Annotated in this window: 18 protein-coding genes and 1 other RNA gene; 4 read left to right on the forward strand and 15 right to left on the reverse strand. The window is 52.5% G+C overall.

All coding sequences use genetic code 11. The features are described from left to right. Positions 1-201 precede the first annotated feature (201 nt). Both serC and gyrA read right to left on the reverse strand, forming a co-directional pair. On the reverse strand, positions 202-1302 hold the full coding sequence (serC, locus tag H8K43_RS09765) for a 3-phosphoserine/phosphohydroxythreonine transaminase (protein ID WP_186903640.1): 1101 nt from the start codon (positions 1300-1302) through the stop codon (positions 202-204). Between the two features lie 3 nt (positions 1303-1305). Beyond that, positions 1306-3957 carry a DNA gyrase subunit A gene (gene gyrA, locus H8K43_RS09770; protein ID WP_186903641.1) on the reverse strand — a complete coding sequence of 884 codons (2652 nt, stop codon included), beginning with the start codon at positions 3955-3957 and terminating at the stop codon, positions 1306-1308. Positions 3958-4801: 844 nt separating this feature from the next. Between gyrA and ompA the strand changes: the two genes are divergently transcribed. From ompA to ssrA, 4 genes are all read left to right on the forward strand, one after another. Next, on the forward strand, positions 4802-5464 hold the full coding sequence (gene ompA, locus H8K43_RS09775) for an outer membrane protein OmpA (RefSeq protein ID WP_186903642.1): 663 nt from the start codon (positions 4802-4804) through the stop codon (positions 5462-5464). Between the two features lie 338 nt (positions 5465-5802). Beyond that, positions 5803-6507 carry a bifunctional 2-polyprenyl-6-hydroxyphenol methylase/3-demethylubiquinol 3-O-methyltransferase UbiG gene (gene ubiG / locus H8K43_RS09780; RefSeq protein ID WP_186903643.1) on the forward strand — a complete coding sequence of 235 codons (705 nt, stop codon included), beginning with the start codon at positions 5803-5805 and terminating at the stop codon, positions 6505-6507. An 81-nt stretch (positions 6508-6588) separates the two neighbouring features. Beyond that, positions 6589-7266: an HAD family hydrolase gene (locus tag H8K43_RS09785; RefSeq protein WP_186903644.1), complete on the forward strand. Its 678-nt coding sequence runs from the start codon at positions 6589-6591 to the stop codon at positions 7264-7266. Between the two features lie 47 nt (positions 7267-7313). Further along, positions 7314-7673, forward strand: a transfer-messenger RNA (tmRNA) gene (ssrA, locus tag H8K43_RS09790). 134 nt (positions 7674-7807) lie between these two features. Here ssrA and H8K43_RS09795 read toward each other — a convergent pair. The 13 genes from H8K43_RS09795 to H8K43_RS09855 all read right to left on the reverse strand — a co-directional run bounded on the left by H8K43_RS09795 (position 7808) and on the right by H8K43_RS09855 (position 21886). Further along, positions 7808-8029, reverse strand: a complete 222-nt coding sequence (locus H8K43_RS09795) for a helix-turn-helix domain-containing protein (protein ID WP_186903645.1) — start codon at positions 8027-8029, stop codon at positions 7808-7810. Positions 8030-8424: 395 nt separating this feature from the next. Next, positions 8425-8655, reverse strand: coding sequence for a hypothetical protein (locus H8K43_RS09800; RefSeq protein WP_186903646.1), 231 nt, complete (start codon positions 8653-8655; stop codon positions 8425-8427). 37 nt (positions 8656-8692) lie between these two features. Further along, a complete protein-coding gene (locus tag H8K43_RS09805; RefSeq protein ID WP_186903647.1) occupies positions 8693-8992 on the reverse strand; it encodes a hypothetical protein in 300 nt (99 codons plus the stop codon). A 125-nt stretch (positions 8993-9117) separates the two neighbouring features. Continuing rightward, positions 9118-9528, reverse strand: coding sequence for a 3TM-type holin (locus tag H8K43_RS09810; RefSeq protein ID WP_186903648.1), 411 nt, complete (start codon positions 9526-9528; stop codon positions 9118-9120). Positions 9529-9540: 12 nt separating this feature from the next. Next, positions 9541-9984 carry a glycoside hydrolase family protein gene (locus tag H8K43_RS09815; RefSeq protein ID WP_186903649.1) on the reverse strand — a complete coding sequence of 148 codons (444 nt, stop codon included), beginning with the start codon at positions 9982-9984 and terminating at the stop codon, positions 9541-9543. Then, the gene (locus H8K43_RS09820; protein ID WP_186903650.1) at positions 9981-10157 is read right to left on the reverse strand and encodes a hypothetical protein; all 177 of its coding nucleotides are present in this window, start codon (positions 10155-10157) and stop codon (positions 9981-9983) included. Before H8K43_RS09820 ends, H8K43_RS09815 begins: the two co-directional genes overlap by 4 nt. An 87-nt stretch (positions 10158-10244) precedes the next feature. Continuing rightward, positions 10245-11777, reverse strand: coding sequence for a tail fiber domain-containing protein (locus H8K43_RS09825; RefSeq protein ID WP_186903651.1), 1533 nt, complete (start codon positions 11775-11777; stop codon positions 10245-10247). Next, on the reverse strand, positions 11777-12601 hold the full coding sequence (locus H8K43_RS09830; RefSeq protein WP_186903652.1) for a hypothetical protein: 825 nt from the start codon (positions 12599-12601) through the stop codon (positions 11777-11779). The genes H8K43_RS09825 and H8K43_RS09830 overlap by 1 nt, the downstream gene beginning before the upstream one ends. Further along, entirely contained in the window at positions 12601-13401 is an 801-nt protein-coding gene (locus H8K43_RS09835) for a hypothetical protein (protein ID WP_186903653.1), read from the reverse strand. Before H8K43_RS09835 ends, H8K43_RS09830 begins: the two co-directional genes overlap by 1 nt. Beyond that, the gene (locus H8K43_RS09840) at positions 13349-13651 is read right to left on the reverse strand and encodes a hypothetical protein (RefSeq protein WP_186903654.1); all 303 of its coding nucleotides are present in this window, start codon (positions 13649-13651) and stop codon (positions 13349-13351) included. The genes H8K43_RS09835 and H8K43_RS09840 overlap by 53 nt, the downstream gene beginning before the upstream one ends. After that, positions 13648-15456: a hypothetical protein gene (locus H8K43_RS09845; protein WP_186903655.1), complete on the reverse strand. Its 1809-nt coding sequence runs from the start codon at positions 15454-15456 to the stop codon at positions 13648-13650. The genes H8K43_RS09840 and H8K43_RS09845 overlap by 4 nt, the downstream gene beginning before the upstream one ends. Then, the gene (locus tag H8K43_RS09850) at positions 15453-16916 is read right to left on the reverse strand and encodes a hypothetical protein (RefSeq protein ID WP_186903656.1); all 1464 of its coding nucleotides are present in this window, start codon (positions 16914-16916) and stop codon (positions 15453-15455) included. The genes H8K43_RS09845 and H8K43_RS09850 overlap by 4 nt, the downstream gene beginning before the upstream one ends. Continuing rightward, positions 16913-21886, reverse strand: a complete 4974-nt coding sequence (locus H8K43_RS09855) for a coiled-coil domain-containing protein (protein ID WP_186903657.1) — start codon at positions 21884-21886, stop codon at positions 16913-16915. The genes H8K43_RS09850 and H8K43_RS09855 overlap by 4 nt, the downstream gene beginning before the upstream one ends. Positions 21887-21897 lie beyond the last annotated feature (11 nt).

A 21897-nucleotide genomic window follows, 5' to 3' on the forward strand; every position in this document is an offset into this window, starting at 1 on the left:
CGTCAGCCCCGCTTTTTATGAATAATGCAGAGCAGGCATGGCCTGCTCCTTCAAGTTTCGATTGCCTCGCCAGTCTTTTGGTCTGGTTCAGCAGCGCCACGGTTTCCAGGTGATGGGTATGCCATGCTCAGAAAGGGCTGCCGGTTGAGGACAGAAATGCGGGACTCAGTTCAGGTGAGATACAGCGTGAATCCCGCAACATCAGGAATGCGTTTGCGCAAATTCCTGCATAAATGCCACCAGCGCCTGTACGCCCTCCAGTGGCATTGCGTTATAGATCGATGCACGCATACCACCGACAGACTTATGCCCCTTCAACTGCAGCAGACCGTGCGCTTTGGCAGCACTCAGGAAATCCGCATTCAGCGACTCATCGCGCAGATAGAAAGGGATATTCATGCGGGAACGGCAATCATGCGCCACGCGGTTTGCGTAAAAATCGGTGGAATCCAGATAATCATACAACAGCTTAGCTTTGGCGATGTTACGCTGCTCCATCGCAGCCACACCACCCTGGCGTTTCAGCCATTGGAATACCAGGCCTGCGATGTAGATCGCATAGGTCGGCGGGGTGTTATACATAGAGCCATTGTCAGCTATGGTCTTCCAGTCAAAGGCCGATGGACAATAAGGCAGCGCACGTCCCAACAAATCATCACGCACAATGGCAATGGTCAGGCCAGCAGGGCCTATGTTCTTTTGGGCTCCGCCAAAAATCACGCCATAACGCGACACATCGATTTCGCGCGACAAAATATGGGAAGACATATCGGCGACCAGCGGCGCGCCATTAGTCTCCAGACTCACATCCGGAGTGGCATGAAATTCTATGCCGTCTATGGTTTCATTGGTGCAGACATGCACGTAGGCGGCATCTTTGCTTAAGCGCCAACTGTCGCGCGCAGGTATCGCCGTAAAACCGTTGTCTGCGGCTGACGCAACGACATTGACCTTGCCATACTTTTGCGCTTCCTTGAGTGACTTGCCACTCCAGGAACCAGTATGTAAGACGTCTATCGTCGCATCAGGTGATGCACCCATCAGGTTCATCGGCACAATCGCATTTTCGCCGAGTCCGCCACCCTGCAGGAACAGGATTTGGTAATTTGCCGGCACTGCCAGCAAATCACGTAAATCCTGCTGGGCAGCGTCCATGATAGACATGAACTCGGCGCCACGATGACTCATCTCCATGACTGACATGCCACTGCCATGCCAGTCCAGCATTTCTGCAGCAGCCTGCTGCAACACTTCTTTAGGTAACACCGCAGGGCCAGCTGAGAAATTGTAGATGGTCGTCATGATTTACTCCGCCGCGTCGGCCTCGTCAGACGCGCCGCCATCGGCCGCAGCTGGTGCATCCAGTACGTCCTGATCCGCATCAGTTTCAACGATGCGCTGCAAACCCGACAAGCTGGTGCCATCTTCCACCGCAATCAGAGTCACACCTTGGGTAGCACGGCCCATTTCACGAATTTCCGAGACGCGGGTACGGATCAGCACACCACCGGTAGTGATGAGCATGATTTCATCGCTGGTATCCACCAATGTCGCTGCCACCACCTTACCGTTGCGCTCAGAAGTCTGAATCGCGATCATGCCTTTGGTGCCACGTCCATGACGGGTGTATTCCGTAATCGGGGTACGTTTTCCGAAGCCATTTTCGGTAGCAGTCAGCACCGATTGCTGTTCATTTTCAGCGACCAATAACGCGATGACCTGTTGACCTTCATCCAGATTCATGCCGCGCACACCGCGCGCCGTACGGCCCATAGGACGCACATCGTTTTCATCGAAGCGCACCGCTTTACCAGCATCGGAGAACAACATCACATCGTGCTTACCATCGGTCAGCGCCGCACCGATCAGGAAGTCGCCATCATCCAGATCGACTGCAATAATGCCGGCCTTACGTGGATTACTGAAGTCAGTCAACGGTGTTTTCTTCACGGTACCGAGGCTGGTAGACATGAACACGTAATGGTCTTCAGGGAAGCTGCGATTGTCACCCGACAAAGGCAGAATCACGGTAATTTTTTCGCCATCCTGCAGCGGGAACATATTCACGATAGGCTTGCCGCGCGAAGTGCGCGAACCTTGTGGTACTTCCCACACTTTGAGCCAGTACAGACGGCCACGGTTACTGAAGCACAGGATGTAATCATGGGTATTCGCGACGAACAGCTGTTCGATCCAGTCATCATCCTTAGTTGCCGTCGCCTGCTTGCCGCGGCCGCCACGCTTCTGCGCGCGGTATTCAGACAAAGGCTGAGACTTCATATAACCGGTGTGCGACAAGGTCACCACCATGTCTTGCGGCGTGATCAGATCTTCGGTTTCTAGATCGGTCGCATTGTGTGTGATTTCAGAGCGGCGTACATCTTTATTACCTTCGCCGTACTCATTACGCGCCAGCGTCAGCTCATCAGTAATGATGACTGTGACACGTTCAGGCTTAGACAGAATATCCAGCAAATCGGCAATTTCAGCCATCACGTCTTTGTATTCATTGACGATCTTGTCCTGCTCCAGTCCGGTCAGGCGTTGCAGTCGCATCTGCAGGATTTCCTGCGCCTGGTCGTCAGACAGTTTATACAGGCCATCAGGCTGAATGCCGTAATGCTTAGGCAGGTTTTCAGGGCGGAAAGCCTCAATCCCACCAGGATTATCCGCCGCAGTACGGGTCAGCATTTCACGTACCATGGAGCTGTCCCAGGCACGTGTCATCAATTCCTGTTTCGCAATCGGTGGTGTTGGCGCTGCTTTGATAATCGCGATGAAATCGTCAATATTTGCCAGCGCGACCGCCAGACCTTCCAGCACATGACCGCGTTCGCGCGCTTTGCGCAATTCGAACACAGTACGGCGCGTCACCACTTCACGACGATGCGACAGGAAGCAAGACAGCATTTCCTTCAGGTTCAGCAATTTAGGCTGACCATTGACCAGCGCAACCATATTCATACCGAAGGTGTCTTGCAACTGAGTCTGCTTGTACAGATTATTCAGTACGACATCCGGTACTTCGCCGCGCTTGAGTTCGATCACAACGCGCATACCGGATTTATCCGACTCATCGCGGATATCGGAAATACCATCAAGCTTTTTGTCACGTACCAGTTCAGCGATACGTTCCAGCAGAGATTTCTTATTGACCTGGAAAGGCAACTCATCAACGATCAGCGCTGTACGATTATCTTTGCCAAACTCTTCAAAGTGGGTCTTGGCGCGCATAACCACGCGACCACGGCCAGTGCGGTAACCATCGCGTACACCAGATACGCCATAGATAATGCCGCCGGTAGGGAAGTCTGGCGCAGGAATAATCTCGATCAATTCATCGATCGTACATTCCGGATTGCGCAAAACATGCAGGGCACCATTGATGGTCTCTGTGATGTTATGTGGCGGGATATTGGTCGCCATACCCACCGCAATACCGGAAGCGCCATTGATCAGCAGATTCGGGATGCGGGTAGGCAGTACAGAAGGCTCTTTTTCTTTGCCATCATAGTTAGGAACGAAATCAACCGTTTCCTTTTCTATGTCAGCCAGAATTTCATTAGCGATCTTATCCAGGCGGCACTCGGTATAACGCATCGCCGCTGCATTATCGCCGTCGATGGAACCGAAGTTACCCTGCCCATCGACCAGGGTGTAACGCAGCGAGAAGTCCTGCGCCATACGAACCAGGGTGTCATAAATGGAAGCATCACCGTGCGGGTGATACTTACCCATCACTTCACCCACCACGCGCGCGCATTTTACAAACGGGCGGTTGTAGACATTATTCATTTCATGCATCGCGAACAGCACGCGGCGATGCACTGGCTTTAAGCCATCACGCACGTCCGGCAAAGCACGCCCAACAATCACGCTCATCGCGTAATCGAGGTAGCTTTTGCGCATTTCTTCTTCAAGGGAAATCGGGAGTGTTTCTTTTGCGAATTGATCCATTGGCAGGCCGGCAAATAAAAGCTTGGTTAATTGGCAACATCCATATACAGGGTAACGCAGGCGAATATCAGCCAGTCTGCCGGTTCGCACACCTGTTCAGGCGGGAGCCACCATATCGCTGAGACTGCATTATTAAAGCCCCTGACTATATTGACGTTTAACTCTTGATTCTAACATGGCTAAGGCGTCTCAAGCGGCATAAATGACAAAAGCAGACTTCACCTGCCCTGCTGCCGTTAGTGCGGCCAAAAATCGATGCGACAGATGAATGCCGCCAGCCAGAGAACCACAACCCCGCGAAGACGCACAGCAAAACAACGGATTTTTCGCACAATATCTGTATCTGATTGGCAAATTGCGGAATTGAACTAATATAAAAGCTAAATCTGCTCATTTTGCAATTCGACACACTCATTGCAAGCAGACAAAAACCGATGCGCTATCACAACATGATGAAAGTACTCTGTCAGCTTTGAATCACTGCAACTCTTAAGCAAGAAGATAAAAACCGATTAAAATGCCGCATCGCAGCATCACTCACGACCCCAGGGAGATTGCTCCCCTAAAAACAGGAAATTAATTATCAATAAAATATCAAATGTAGATTACTACGTTTAAATCACTTAGAATGCGTTGTGAATACACGACATATTTAACTAAGTGTTACTTTATGGTTTTATTCATATGGCATTCGACTGCATTCTCTATGGCAGAATGCTCCTTGATTGATAGAAAGCTTGTTTGACGAAATAGTAATGTCATCAAGCACGTGGTATCATCTGGTTTTATGCAGTATTTTGCGCAGTTTATCTGCGGTAATTAAATCTCACCCGAGAGGAGAAATATGAAAATTTTAGTTAAGCTCGTTATCGCAGCGTCCGCAGTTGCATCCTTTTCTGCTGCCGCGCAACAAGACATCAAAGCAAAGACACCTAACAGCGCATACGTTCAGGATGCACGCGGTGTAATCGCTCGTGACGCATTCGGTCTGTGCTGGCGCACTGGCTACTGGACACCTGCTGACGCAGTGCCAGGTTGCGACGCTCCTCTGGTTGTTGAAGCACCTAAAGCAGCTACACCTCCACCTCCAACTCCAGTAGTTACTCCGGTTGTAGCACCAACACCAGTAGCTAAACCAGCACCGACATCTGAAAAAGTTACTTTCGCTGCTAGCGCACTGTTCGACTTTGACAAGTCTGTTCTGAAACCAGAAGGTAAAGCTCAGCTGGACGACATGGCATCCAAATTGAAAGCAATCAATCTGGAAGTTGTGATCGCAGTTGGTCATACTGACTCTGTTGGTAAAGATGCATACAACCAAAAACTGTCCATCCGTCGTGCTGAAGCGGTAAAAGCATACCTGGTCAGCAAAGGTATCGAAGCTAACCGTGTTTACACTGAAGGCAAAGGCAAAACACAACCTGTAGCTGACAACAAAACAGCTGAAGGCCGTGCTAAAAACCGTCGCGTTGAGATCGAAGTTGTTGGTACACGCAACGTAAAATAATCAGTCTCTGATTGTTTGAAAAGCCCCGCTTCGTGCGGGGTTTTTTATTTCCCCCACCAAATCAAGCTAGCTAATACGCAAAGCAAAGATGCTGCGCTGTGCCGCATTAAGCTTATCGCTACGTCAAAATTCCCACATTTTTTGCTGAATCATTTTCATCGGTGCAGGATTTTTTTTCATGCGCAACTGACAGGATCGCCGATAAAAAATATAGCTGATTTCTGCGCCAGCGCAGAAGCCACTACTTTCGTTTCAGGCAAAGTAAGCGGCTGCCGCTTGAATCGCCTACAATACGCTTTTTGCCTCTCGCGCCTATAAACTGCGCCAGTCAAACTACCATGTCTACCTTGAACGCCGATCCAGCAGAAATTCAAAAATTCAGTGAACTTGCTCACCGCTGGTGGGACCCCAGTTCAGAATTCCGCCCTCTTCATGAAATCAATCCTTTACGCCTGGAGTGGATTAATCAACGCATTCCGCTGGCGGGTAAAAATGTGATCGACGTCGGCTGCGGCGGCGGCATCCTGGCTGAATCGATGGCCAAAAAAGGTGCCACTGTGACCGGCATCGATTTATCAGAAAAAGCCTTAAATGTCGCCGATCTGCATAGCCTGGAATCGGGCGTACAAGTGCGCTACAAAATGATCGCGGCTGAAGAAATGGCTGAAGCAGAAACTGGGCAGTTCGATGTTGTGACCTGCATGGAAATGCTGGAACACGTACCCGATCCAGCCTCTATCATCCGCGCCTGCACCAAACTGGTCAAACCGGGTGGCCATGTATTTTTCTCCACCCTGAACCGCAATCCTAAGTCCTATCTGTTCGCCATTATCGGTGCCGAATATGTACTGCAGATGCTGCCTAAGGGCACGCATGATTATGCGAAATTCATTACACCGGCTGAGCTTTCGCAGGATATTCGCAATGCAGGTCTGGAACTCAAAATGATGAAGGGCCTGGGTTACAACCCCTTCACCAAAATGTACTCACTTAATAACGATACCAGCGTCAATTACATGGTCGCCTGCGTACGTCCAGCCTGAGCCCCTACTGCTGAGCGAACGGCTAAGTTCGCTGCTCGCTCAGCTATCGTCTGATCACTGATTTTTCCTTCGTCATTACCTATGCGTATTCCATCAGCCATATTGTTTGACCTCGACGGCACCCTGGCCGATACCGCACCCGATCTGGCTGCCGCCGTCAATACCATGCGCAGCCGACGCAATCTCGCGCCTGTGCATTACCTGACTTTGCGTCCTCAGGCATCCGCAGGTGCACGCGGCTTATTGCAGGCTGGTTTTCAGATCACACCCGAACATCCGGATTTTGAAGCGATGCGCACGGAATTTCTTGAGCAGTACGCATCCACGATTGCCGTCAACAGCAAATTGTTCGAACACGTGCCCAGTTTGTTGCGTGGTCTGGATATGCTGGCACTGCCTTGGGGTATCGTGACCAATAAGGCAAAACGCCTGACCAATCCATTGATACCGCAAATCGATTTGCAGGAAGCGCGCTGCGTGATTTCTGGCGACACTACGCCGCACGCCAAACCGCATCCGGCACCCTTGCTGGAAGCCGCAAGGCAATTAGGAATACGCTCGGAAGACTGCTGGTACGTCGGTGATGATTTGCGTGATATTCAGGCTGCTGAGGCCGCTGGCATGACCAGTATCGCCGCTGCCTGGGGTTATTGTGGCGCCACCGAACCAGCGCACTGGAAAGCAGATGCCATCGTCGACAGCCCACTGGAATTACTCGAACTGATACGCGCCAAACTGCAGCAGAAAAAACCTGCCTGACAAGCTTGGACGCGAAGTCCCGTAATAGGTTATACTAGCAGGGCTTTGGGGTCGACCAGGTTTCGACAGGGGTTGCAAAGCAGCGCAGGGCATACCGAGGCCAGACTACCTCGTAAATACAATCTGAACTATATAACTGCAAACGATAACTCGTACGCATTAGCCGCTTAATACCGGCTAACCTTACACCACCTCTTCCCTAGGGTGGGCTGGCAACAGCAGTAAGGACATTCATAGGGAATCGTCTTGAACCGGGTTACTTGGCGCAAGATTAAATTTAAGGTAACTCGCTACATTGCAGCGTGTGCGTCCGCGTCAATGTGGTTAAATCAAATGGCAGCACTAAGTATGTAGAACTGTCTGTAGAGTGCTTCTGGACGCGGGTTCGATTCCCGCCGACTCCACCAAAATATCATTTAAAATCAATGACTTACGATTTTAAGATTGTCATTAATTAGGGTTATTTGGGGCTGTTTAGGCTCCGCAATGACAACAAAATGACAGCATAAAAAAAGCCCGGTTTTCCGGGCTTTTTTACTTACTAATCATCACCACCATTACATGCAAATGGCGGAATACCCGCCACCAGAGCAGCGCAGGCTAGCGCTGTACGCCGGTCAATAGTTACAGGCCTCCCGGTGGTGCGACTTTTACCAGTCAGCCAGTCTTTGTACGTTGCAAGGCTGACGCCTAGAGCCTCAGCAGCCCCGGCTTGCGTATAACCCATCTGGCTTTGCCAGGCACGCAGATTGTCAGGCGTCATTATTAAAGTCCTTGTTTATCAACTTATTACGCCACTGGCTGGCTGCCCCCATGCTACAACCGTGCCGAGCACAAAATTGCTCAAGCGTTAATGATGCCAAGTCTGGCAACCTTGCGCCCCGCCAATCACCGGCGACCCAGCGCACTCCAATATCTGCCCGCATCCGCTTGATAGCATTGCGCCCACACGGCAAATCAACAGCAAACAACCTGGTACAAGACAGGTAATCCGCCAGCTCAACGGTCAATATGACAGCGACACCACACCCACCCCTGCCCCTCGCGGCAGATTGCGGCCATCCTAAAAGCAAATCAAAATCGTGCACAGTGGGACGCGACTCGCGCACATCCCACAGATCACCACTCCAATCGGTTGCAGTGCCGATGATAGTAGCCTTACGCGCCACTTAATGCAGCCTTAACTTTACGCTGATCCAACGGCCTGAGCGTATTGGCATTGATCTGGACGTATAAACCTGTTGCCGGCATCAACACAAGCGCACCAATATCGCCCTCACCACGAGCGACAGTCCCAACCGCCTGACTACCATCTGGCAAAGTATTTGCATAAAGCCGCCATGCACCACCATGATTGACGGTCAGGCGGCCACGGTTACCGTGGCCCATAGCTACTCCTCATAATATACGTTCATAATTTTGACGATTAAGCACTTTTTGTTTTATCAAAATTTGAAATGAACTCGCTTGCTTCAGCCACCGTAAAATCATCCGCAAAGATCCAGACATCATTACCCCAAGCATCTGGCGCATATTGTTGATGGCGTTCCAAAACAAATTTTAGCTGCCCATCTTTAGGTGATATGTATGTTGATTTGACAGCACCACCATATCCAGCATGTGGCACTTTGCCAGTAAGGTCTTCAACTTCGTCAACTTTGACTGTATTAGCGACAAAATCGGCATACCGCTCAGAGTCAAGGCCAACATAAATTAATGATTCCATTTTATTTCTCCACCCCTGATCCCGCGAGGCGCCGGTGACAGCATTGCGCTGTCGATGTGTGTATATTAGGCTCAATTTGAGCTACATGCAAGGACTATTTTAAGATTTTGTTGTTTAAAAAATACCTACCGATTACCCTCCACCCCTTTTATCTTTTCCAGCGTCCGGTAACCACTCAAACCGAGCAACCCACCCAAGACAGTCAACATCTCACTGATGTCTAGCACCGGCACAACGACCGGATGGCCGGCTGCCGCCAGGACAAATGCCGCGACCGGCACAACGACGAACTTGACCGCAAATGCAAAACCACAGACCCAGCCGACGAAGGGGCGCCAGCCTGCGACGAATACGCTAGTGCTGGCAGCCTCAACTTTGTTGATATCCATCTGGCCGAGCATTTGCGCCAACTCGCCGGACTGCTGCAGCTTAAACAGCTCAAACTTGGCTGCATCAGCTTTTTCCGGGTCCGGCCAGAGCCGGTCTATCAATTTGCCGCCCACATCGAGAGCGGCGCTGATTGGATCGAGCGCCATACCACCTCCTGATTATTTTGGCATGATGCCGGTTTGCATGGCCTCAGACAGCCGCGTTGCACGGCCACCTACTTGTTTTGCCCATAGCGATGCGCGCATGCCCGTTGCCGCCGCAATGTAATCGCCACGCTGGGCATCTGCCAGCGTGTTTTTAAACTGCAGCAGACCCGATACACCCAGGTTAAACGCCATATTGGCAATCACACGTTGACGCACCTCATCGAGGCCGCGCCACCAGGTGAGGCGCGTATCAAGATCAGCAAATAGCGCTTTCAGATCCGACGCCAGCACGGCCTTGATACGCGCATCAGTCATCGGGTATGCCTCACCAGGCAATGGATGCGCCTGAAGGTTATGCCCTACTCCTACTGTCAAGATACCTTTGGTATCCTTGTAAGGCGATGCACGCATACCCTCATCGCGGATCAGTTCCGCAATCAACAGATCGATCATCATTTGTGCCACCCCGTTGCAATCAGATAAAAATACACGCCCGCCACCAGTGCGCCCGCCGCTAACATCTTCAGGCTCCACCATCCGAACTCAGCCAGCTTTTCATCCAGCCATTCCTTCAGCGCCTGCTTTAACGCCTCTTTCCCCGCTGCCTCTGCCAGCTCTTTACCCGACATTACCGCCTCCCCAAAAATAAAAGCCCGGACGAATCCGGGCATAAAAAAACCGCTTTCGCGGCCCTGTCTTTTTTCTTTTCTAACGCCTTACCCGGTCAGCCCGGCCAAAATGAAAAGCGTCAATTCGTCGTAGCGGAACGAAAAACCGTCACCAGCCTCACGTATCAAAACATCCTCATAGACGGGATCAGCATCTGCCTCATAAGGCTCTGAGACGGTTTCCATTACCGGCAAACGGACAGTCATTTGCTGACCAGACTCATCTACCACCGGACTGCCATCTGGCCGGGATACAGGAGCATCAATGAACATCGGCTCTTTAATAACGACCGGCCTGACAACCAGCACCGGCTTATCGTCGATGATCTCGATCACCTCCTGGTCACGCTCATGCACAGCAACTTTTTGTTGCCGCACTTCGCGATGCTTAATGACTTTCTCTCCCATGTTGGTCTGGCGCTTTTCGTATTCAGCCGACCACACATCGTGACAAATAAACCCGAGAGAAAAAGGATCAATGCCATGCTTTTCGAGGATGGAGATCGCATGCTGAACAGTCAGACCAATATGCCAGCGAGCTTTATCCTCGCCTTTTTCTGCAACGGCATCCAACCACTGATAAACACCAATGCTATCGTGCATTTCGCGAGCTGCAGCGCGCATGGCGGCAGCAAATGGCTGGACTGCTGTTTTTTTGCGAGCATCTGATGTCTGGATAGCGCCAGTCGTTGAATAGATGCCAGCCCAACGATTAGCAGCGATCCCATTGTATTGTCCACCATCAGTAGTTGGATAAAAATTACCATTACCATCAATAATCGCTCTACCCGAACCGTTTGCGCTCAGCATTAAATAATGGTTAGCAGCGGCATGCACTTCAATGCGACTATTTACACCACCCTGAATGTAACCCATGCGAGTGGTTGCCGAACTATTCCAAAATGAAACGTATGCTAAATCATCGGTCAACCGAATCAACTCAGAACCACCCTTAATTTGAAGCTGATTACCCAATCTCATCCCGGTATTGCACTCGATAATACTTGGCGCATATATCATCGGAGTATTGTCAAAATTGCCGCCAACTAATCCCGATTTATTACCCATAGCAATTACTGTCCCGCCGCCTGTCTGCACCAACATAGATGCGCCACGGCTTATGCCATCACCACCAACAACCAGAGTCTGACCGACCGATGATGGTGAGCCGAAAATTGCTATCACATCATCATAACTTGCAAGGCGCTTCCACGGCCCCCACGATGTAGCAGATACCGCCCGCCGCATCGCCACACTATCGCCGATACTCAGCTGCACGGGAGTTCCCCCGCCTCCAGCGCCAGATGAGTTAAAGCCAGCTACGGTCATCACATATGCATATCCAACACCCGAGCCAGGCGGATTATCAAAATTCACCGACTCATTGAATTCGATCACTGACGCGTAATTTTTATACTCCTGGGGTAGTTTTTTACCAGGCCGCGTATCAGGAATAGCCCAACTACCACCGAACGTACTGAATACGGGGTTAACCGGATTACCCGCCGCCTGAAACTGCTGCCACAGCTGATTGAGCTTTGTTACATAATCACGGTCACCAGGTCTAAATAAATCCGCCATCAAATCTCCTCCAGCTCTATCGCTGCACTTGTACGGTTAAAAAAAGGCGTCGTCATCACAGGTGTGACGGCTAGTTTGCAATACATGCTGTGTGTCTGCTCCAACCTGACATCCAGCGAATCAGGGTAGAGCGAAAAATAAAATGGCCGCGCCAGACCACCACCCCAAACGACATCCCAGAATCGGTCCCGGTCACTGGCCCGCATCATTGATAATGAGATGTTTTGCTTGCGATGCCGGGTACTCATATCGGTCAACAGATCACCCCCACCCGTCCGGTAATGCTTGCTGGTATCCGTCATACCAATCGAGACGCCCAAATCAGCACTGCGCTCTGGCGACCAATAGTCGCCGACAACTGCGCGCCCTGCCTCGATGTATCCGGTTTGACTAGATGGATCCATCAACTCAATCACCAGGCGCAAAGCAAGCACTGGCGCTATCCAGCACTGCGCGATTGCCTGACGCGGCAAATAGGCATGCATAGCAAGCGGCTCCACACCCCAACGCAGCTCATCGATTGTCTTAGGCGGACACGCCAGCTGCCAGCCGGTATCCGCCACCAGGTCGCCAGCGTAGCCATATGCGGTGACACGCATCTGTGCCTGGGACGACAGATTGCTGTAGCAGAGCGCCACACCAGCAACCGGCTCTACTGTGGGCCAGCTCAGCGTCAGCGTGGCCGTGGCTGATGTAGACCGCCACACATCGGATTTCATGTCATTTTGCAGGCGATCCGGCGTCATCGCACCGGCGCTGGACGCGGCAGATATGGCGGCGCGATCTGCTGCATTGTCATAAATGATTCGCAGGTTTGCTGGCATTACAACCCCGCGACATCAACGAGCATCAGCTGTCCACCACCAAAACTACTAAAGCGAATACCAGCGTTATCCCTTGATCTCAACACAGGGGACGATACAGCGCCAGTGTTTGTAACCCTCACCCCCTCGACGTACATTGCCCCTTGAAATTGGCCCGCCGCAATTGCGCGACTGATGTGCTGAATACGCCCCTGAGTGATACAGACTGCATATTGGCCAGCAACACCTGCGTCAACAGATCCATTTTGCGCAGTTAAATCAGCAGCTGGCAATGGCGCGATACCACGAACCTTCATGACTGGATAGTCGCTATTAAACGTGGGCTGCCCTTGCTCATTCCAGGCCATCGCATTCCCCCATTGCTGCACCACGGGCACCTGGTCAAACAAGTACCACCAAAATGTTTCCGGATTCGGATCAAAGCCGCCAAATGTGTACGTGTACTGGTCACCAGCTCGCTGCACCTTAATCAGTGCAATCGAAGTTAATGTTGGACGTATACACAGCACTGGGTTTTGCGCATTAACGGTTAACGTCGCAAACTGCATGTCCGCAGTTTGCTGCGCCATGTAAATCTGCCCTTTTTGCTTAAGTGACAGATTGAAAAACTTATCATCAATTTGAGTGATTCCATGATCACCAATTATCTGAAACCCAAATGACATATTTGAAACTCTCTCAAAAGCTAAGGAATCAACCACATCAACACCAGGAGAAGAACCGCCACCAGAACCTCCGCCACACCCACTAAAAAATGCCGTAATTAATAAACCCGCTAGGATTTGCACCTTGATTCGCATAGTTCCCCCTGAATGTCCAATTTATCCGCGTACCTACAATTTCAACGAAGCACATCACCATTTGTGAGCCAGATCCATCTGAATAAAACATCGCAAACGGAGTGCCATTTGCCAACTCTGGCTTATCGACACCACCATTACCAGCCGCACCATCGATCTCTATTTTCCCCAACACACGACCCAACCGGTCACCAGTATCAAAAGTGAGTACACCACCCGCATCCCAAGTCCTAAAAACAAAATCGGTCATGGCCGCACACCTATAAATGTTCTGATTTGCCCGTTTTTGTCGTAACCATAGAGCCCATTTGATTTAAGCTCAAAACGCTCGCCTACCTCAGCACTACGAAGCTGCAAGTTACCCAGTGCATCAACCTGGAAATTCCCATTTGCAGATCGAATCGTCCCCGTCACAGTTAAATCACCGGTATTTGTAGATTGCGCTGACAGACTCCCGAACTTAGCCGTCGACTGATATGGCGCAGACCAAACTGTGTTGCCGGTGACCGGGTTAAAAATGCCGTTGACCTGAAATACAGATTGCCCAGCCGCAGGAACAGGTGTACTCCACTGCCACGCACGCGACTCACCCCATGTGCCGGTAGCAGGCAAGCTATAGCCGCTCACAGACGCGAACGCGGGTGACGGATTGAGGCTGTAACCATCAATCAGGCAATATGCAATGACTGCAGACGCACCCTGCGCACCGTTTTGGCCGTTCTGCCCGTTTTGTCCGTTTTGACCAGGCTGGCCGGGTTGACCATCCAACCCCACATAACCAATTGCGGATATCGATGCAGTGCTCCAATCGATCAACGACGTTGCTGCAGCATTAGGATTCACCAGGTTGACAGCTGCCTCGTACAAAGTCGCGCCACGCGTAGGAGGCGGCGGCTTTGTGGCACTCCAGCCCTGCGGCACGTTGTTATAAGCGCCGGTTGTCCAGGTAAATGTCGCAGCCCCCGCGATTGCAGGCGCACCATTGATCGACCACTGATAAGCTCGAGCAGTCCCCATCGATACGCCAGCTGGCCCCGCTTGGCCAGGCTGCCCATCCTTGACGAGCAGCTGCGGTACCGCCCACTCACCCGGCTCAATCGCATCAGTTGCGGTGTTGCTGGCGGCTGTCGACGTTGACACATACAAATAGGCACCACCTGCTGCCGGTACCGCCGTTGACCATCCACCATTCAAGCCCGCCAACGATGGCGGATTAAATGTATAGACAGTCTGTGCTGTTGGTCTGGCGGGCGGCTGATCACTGGCGGTACGCTGGTAAATGTAGACCGTAGCCACGCTAATACCGTTTTGGCCGTTCTGCCCATTCTGTCCGGGCTGACCCGGCTGACCTGGCGCACCGTTTTGCACCAGCAGCACCGGGGACGACCATTCTGCAGACGCTATACCATCCGTTGCAGCTGCGCTGCTGGCACTCGCAACACAGACATACAGCGGATCAGATCCGGCAGAGATTGTTTTTGACCAACCATTTGCCAATGCATCACCGGCTGGACTGGTAATTGCCCCAGCAGAAAACGTGTACACAACATCACCTGGCCGATCTGCCGGGATAGTCGCAGAACGTTTGTATGCATTAACCTGCGCATTAGACAACCCGGCAGCACCGTTGATACCACCCGCACCAGCCACACCCTGCGGACCCTGCGCACCTTGCGGCCCTTGTGCGCCTTGCTGACCTGGTGCGCCATCCGTCACGCGGGCAATGGTCTGTTTTGCGGTATAGGTCTGACCGTCTGCCTGCAGTGTGGCGGTGACCTCAACAGTATCAGCTGTCACATCGGCATACGCCAACGTGCGCGTGAGGCCAGCAGACCCAATCAGCCTTGATGCCCCATTTACTGTAATCGCCGGAGAACCAATCAAACCGACCAGGGAAACATTGATCGCAATTGCGGCCGGAGACGCGACGCCAGCAGTCACTTTAAACACCGATGAACTGACACTCATCAGTATCGCTTTTCCCTGCTTAGGATTGTCGCTCCTGATAGCTGCCGCCTGCAGGAGCACATCACGGTCATTCACAATCACACTCATACAATCACCCCGATTTTTACTTTGCCGGTATCCCAGGCAACAGAGCGCATCACGACAACACCACCAACACCAGCAGACAATCCGAACCGGCTAACCATCACCGTCACCGGCTGCCCTACCGACAATTGCATCAGCTCCGGTACGCCCTGCGCCTCATACACAGCGCGAGGGACCTTCCACATCGCCAACTGCCGTGCTGCCTCAATGTCAGCATCACTTTTACGCAGCAAGCAGGTATTTTGTTGCGCTACCGTTGCATCCAATCGATACAGCGCTCTGGTCGTCTCATCCGATACAGATGCAACTAGGTAGTCCTGCGCGTACAGCGCTTTGTGCTCCGGCGGCAAGGCTGTCTGCAGCTGGTTTTGCACTGTGTAGTTTCGGCAGTAGCCCAGCTTGATACCCGCGACTACATCAGTCCTGGTCTTAGGCACCAAGGACCGCTCCTCGATGTGCCGGTCAAGGATCTGAAACCCGCCAGGCGACGGTAAGCTGATCTGATACAGCTGAAACACACCTTGCGCCGATGCCACCAGCTGCGCACCAACACTCCCAGCCAGCTGCTGCACGGCTGCGATGCAATTGGTGCGCTCAGTCAGATAGATACCCATAGGCTGAGCGTGCGCCTGGTCGAACGCTAAGAAGTTAGGCGCATCGATGTCGGACGCCTGTAGCCTGGTCGATTGCGGACCAAATGACGTTAAGATTCGCCGCACGATCCCCGCCAGAGAATTGACGTACCCCCCAGAATTGTCACCCTGGACGCTGCAGGTAATCTGTCCGATAGCTGCCTGATTAAGACGGAACCGGCCAGCACTCAGAATGGGCGCAAAACTAACTGGCAGCCCATTGTCACGTACCTCAATGATTTGCTCGATTGCAGACGTATGCACTGCATACTCCAACGTGGCCGGATCCGTCAGCACCGGCGTGACGTTGTGACACTCACCAAAACAGACTGGCAACAGCGCACCGGCGTTTGCACCCGCCCCACCAATCACCGCCTCAGAAAGCGGCATGTTTAACAGCTGCATCCGATCCCGCAATTTCAGCGCCAGAACATCCCGACCCTTTGGACTAACATCCGCAACGACGCCGCTAAAGATCAACTGAAAATCAGCACGCCCCCAATCCGGATCACCAATCCAGGCACGAATCGGCCTATTCATCCAAATGTCAGTCAGCCAGGCATCGCGCACGCCGCCAGTGTTATTGATCTCAATATCCCCTGATGACACCGACGACGATGCGCCGATCGACAACTGTTCAGGAAAACTCATACCGACCTCAACCACAGGCAGATACACCTGGTTCGCAGGCACATCGGCTGGCCCCGTGTTGTATGCACCGGTCGACAAATAACGTGTCAACTCCTGACCTCCGGAGTTGACACCTATCTCGATCAGCACAACCCGACGCGCGCGGGATTTCAACCAACGCACAAAATCAGCTTGATTCATCGACGTAATACCCCTTGATTGTTTTGCTGCCAGACGACTTCCTTCTGGATTTTTACATTCGCAGCAGAGACCGCCTGCGCATTGCGCTCAGTCGCGTCATAGGTCGCAGCTACCTGGTCATTTGCGTTTTGATTTGCATCAGCACGCAACTGAGCCACCTGACCATTGAGACGCTTAATCTCATCGATCAAAGCAACATCCGACGGACGACCGTATTGCGAAAAATCGACGTTTGGTGATCCCTTAGGATCCGTAATGCGCACAACAGGATCCTCCATCACGCGGATACGACGCCCCAGATCCAGCACAGCCTGTTCAACCCGACCTGTTGCAACGACCTGCTGATTCATTGCATCCAGGCTGGCCCTTGCCAGATCCGCCTGCTGCTGCGCCCATTTCTCAATTTCAGCCGACTGGTTCATCACGCTGTTGAAATCGCGGGAATACGCATCGCTGCTGGAATTGACCACCCTTGACGCTTCTAGGAAGTCGTTGGCAGCCTGCTGGATACGCTGCTGCGCATCCTTGTCACCAGACTTAGCCAAGGCAAGCGTCTTCTCATACTGAGATTTAGCCTGCTCATACTTTTGCTGCGGCGTCAGAGTGGAGCTATTCGACAACAGCAACGACTCGCGGAATCGCCCCATGCTCGATGCAAACGATGCGTAACTATCCAGCGTTTCCTGCACAGACTGCTTTTGTGCCGCATTCGCTTTATCGACAGCATCAACCATGTCGGAAAACGATCCGGACAAGACCAACAACTGCCCCGTCAATTTCGCAGCAGCATCAGTGCCAGTGCCGGTCTGCTGGATCAGTTTTCTGAACTCATCCTTAGTCCGTGGCATTGCGATACCCAGACGTGCAAATTCAGCAGCAACACTCTGCGTAGCAGATGCAGCCTTCTCAGCATCAGAAAAATACTTATCCTGATACGTCGACAGCGCACTACTCAGATCCTTGGTCGATCCCGCACCATTGATCAGCGCACCGCCCAGATTTGCACCGTTCAGACCAACACCCGCCATTTGCTTGCGGATATCCGTCATTTCTTTGTATGCGGCTGCCAGATCCTGCGCAGTGCCGGTCATACCCTCTAATATCGTGCCAACCCCGGACAATCCCTCTTTTGCCAGGATAGACTGGCGCACGATCTCACCACCAACATCGCCCTGCTTATCGATGATCTGGGTATAGCTCACTGCAGCAACACCCAACTTATCCAGGACAGATGCCGCCACCTCAACACCCGACGCAATCCGCATGACGGTCTGGGTATAACCCTCACCGACCTGCCTAAACGCATCCAAGCCCGGGAATGCTGCCGAGGACATTTGATCCATCGCTTTGCTGATGATGCTACTGATCGCATCCTGCAATGCCTGGCCCTGCAGCCCCTTGAGTGACACAGTAGTCGTATCGATTCGCAGACTGCCAAGCACTTTTTCAACATCTGCAGAACTGGATCCTAGCTTGATCGCAGACGCCTTGAGCGTCTTTTCGAGATTGGTGAAAATCAAGCCGAACTGCGTAGTCAACTCAGACGACAGCCCTTGCGTCATCACGGAATTCGTCGTGTCTTTTTTGAGACCGAACCAGCTAGACTCCGTTGTCTGGACATTTGCATACTGCAAATAACCCACACCACGTTGCAGATCACGAACGAACCCGCTGAACTGAATGCCGGAATCAGTAATTGTCTGTGTCGTCTTACCCCACAGATTGACAATGCCGCCCAGCAGGCCACCGATGACCGGGATCTTAGTCAGCAGATTCCCCAGAGAGTTACCGCTCGATATCACCCCCTCCTGTATCCCAAAATTGCCGCCATTGGCGACACCGCCAGCACGAACAATCAAATTCGTGAGACCGGAGATATTCGACTGGATCGCCCGCAGAGAGACCAGCATTGCCTGGTTCACTGGCAGCATCAGATCAGAGTTTGACTTCAGCAACTCAATCGATTTCGAGATGGATTCAGATTTCGCCATCGCATCGCCGAACACCGTGCCCGTACCCTGCATTTTTTGGCGATCTGCAGCCAGCGTTGAACTACCGCCATCATCCCCACCAAACACGCCAGTCGCAAAGCCCAGCGCAGCCATCGCAGCGGCCATTGCAGCCATACGCGCCCACGCGGTATAGGGATCGCCTGCAGCCTGCGTTGCAACCGCTACTGATGCCGCGCTCGCGCCCTTCACCTGGTCAGCTGCCAGCTGAACAGCCACGCCGCCCTCAACTGCTGCAGTTTGTGCTGCAGCCCCTGCCGCCGTCGCTGCAGTAACACTCTCAATCCCCGCAATTTTTGCAACTGTCGTTGCCAGCGTCATTGCCAGCTGAGCCATCTGGAAAACCTGCTCAGCAGCCTGCAGCGCTTTATAGCCCCGGCTTTGCTCGTTAAAGAACCCTTTTGCCGCACCCGTCATGGCTGCATAGTTGGACAGCTGGGATTCCGTGGCCTTGCGATTGATCTGATTCAGCCGACTATTCAACGTCTCCTGATTGCCGTTCGACTCTTTGTAGGCCAGCTCGATCTGTTTTGCCAGCATGGCCTGGTTCGACCCGTACTGGCGGAATGCCGCATCGAGCTTCACCACAGCGCTGATGGCCTCACCGACCGACCCTTTAATCGCCAAACCAAAATCACGACCCCGGGCAGGATCCAGCATACGGTCCAACTCTTCAGCCGCTTTCTTTGCAGCCTCACCCTGGGCGACAATCGACTCGCGATCACTGGAGTCGATTTTGATACTGGCCAGCTCGCGCTTTGCCGCAGCCATTCGCAATAACTGGTTAGCGTGCTGCACATACGCGTCAGTGAACTCACCAGCTGCGCCACTGGCTGCCACCTCCCGCAGCTTTGCTGCAGTCTGTTCATCGGTCGCTGCAGCATCGATCAGTCTGGACGCTGCGACCGCCTCGATCTGCGCCTTAGTCAGACCAATCTCTTGATTGCGCACACGCTCTTGGTCAATCTGCGTCTGCAGAGCCTGCATAGACTGCTCATCCGCTTTTTGCAGCGCCTCAGCATTTTTGATTGCCTCTTTATGCGCCAGAGCAACCTGCTCCTGTGTCAGCATTTCCTCCATCAGTGAGCCAACGCGTTTACGCTGAGCCAGCGTCAGATCCAGGACACCATCGCGCAAATTTGTCAGGATCCGCAATGCCGCCTTTTGACCTTCAGTCACACCATCCATCGCTTCGGCTTCCGCCTTAAACGTGGATATGCGCTCAGCCATACCGCGCACCAGGCTGTCATACGCGCCATCATTAGCAGCTGGCTTATGCTCCATTTGCCTGATGCGCTTTTCTTGCTCTGCCGCCTTTTGCATCGCGGCCAGCACTTCTTTTTGCTGATCTGTATCGAGCTTAACAGTGCCATTGTCCAGGCCGCGCCGCAGCTCGATCAGCTTGCGCTGCATTTCACCGAGTTTTTCACCACCCTTCAGCTCCTGGTCCTGCTGCTCCAAACGCAATCCAACCGACTGCATCAACTCTTTATAGGTTGCGTTCTGCTCTTTCGTCAGCTTGATCTGCTCAACCGTGCCTTTTGACGATTTACCCTCGACACCACTTGGCACCAACCGCTCGTCAAATGCCCACGCCAGCCGCATTGCCGATGCACTTTGCTGCGCCTGGTTAGATATACCTGTATAGATCTGACCAAGGCGGTCCTTTGCGCCTTCCCAGCCGCGAATCAATTCATCTTTCGCCGAAGTCAGATCGCCACGCATGATCGATGTCGCACTGAATGCAATCCCCGCCAGCATCGACCCCGCCGCAGAGAGCGACCCAACAATGAATTCCAGCACGCTGTAAATTACGATCTTTAGCCCATAAACCAGCGATGTGATCGTCGCCATCGAATAGCGAAACGCATTTACAGCGCCAGGGAAACCATCCTTAAAAAAGTCCGCCAGATCCGTCAACATCGGCATGATGTTGTCAGCGATCGCGACTTTAAATCCTTGCTGCGTCAGCGCCAGGTTGTTCTGAAATTCCCTGGTCGTATCAGTGTACGCTGCAGCAGCCGCCTGACTTTCTGTACTCATGCCCAGGTTGTAATCTGACAGACGCTCATGCGCGTTAGCCAACTCTGTCGCCGTCAACTTCGCAGCATCCGCCACCTGCGAAGCCGAACCAATGCCGATCAGCTGCGCGACCTGATTACGTTCCCAGCCTTCGGTATATTCACCAAGCTTTTGATTCGCAGACTGAATCAGTTCTGACGTTGAGCCATACTTGATGCCCAATTGCTCCAGGACTTCCTTATTCCCCGTCATCGCATCGCGTGCCTGGGTAAAAACAGCGACATAATCGCCCTTATCAACCCCTAAGCCCTTCAATGCTTCATTGGTGATTGCCGCCTGGTCTGCGGTAATGCCCAACGACTTTTGAATCTCTTTGACCTGCTCATTTGCCTTGAGCAAGGCATCAATGTTTTCATTCTTATAGCTGTCACCAGTCAGCAGACCGGTAATAAAATCCATCGAACCACTTAATACTTTGTAGCCCGCATACACTGCACCCAACCCCACAGCAGCAAACGCTGCAGAGATCGCAATTCCAACTACAACGGCCTTAGCCTTTGAGTATTCGACAAATGCATTCCAACCCTTCTCTGCGGCTACGATGCCAACACCAACGCCGGTACCAATCGCCTCAGCAATTCGCTCACCTAGCGGGCGCATATCTGCCGTCTTAGCCACTTCCGCAATCTGGCCAATAGACTCGACTGCTTTTTCAGATCCCTGAATGATCGCGTCATTCGCAGCCTTCATGCTGCTTTCTATTTGCTGCGCACTGGCGGCAGTGTTCTCACCCGCCCGCGACATGGCGCGCTCATATTCAGCCACCGCGCCACCAGCGACGCCCATCTGTTCCTGAGCAGTCTTACTAACGACTTGCAGACCCGTCTGAAACTGGCCGATATCAGCCGTTACTTTGACCGAGAGATTCCCTAAACCCATACGACCTCCCA

This window comes from Cognatundibacterium curvum (genome assembly GCF_014284235.1).
GTDB lineage: Bacteria > Pseudomonadota > Gammaproteobacteria > Burkholderiales > Burkholderiaceae_D > Undibacterium > Undibacterium curvum.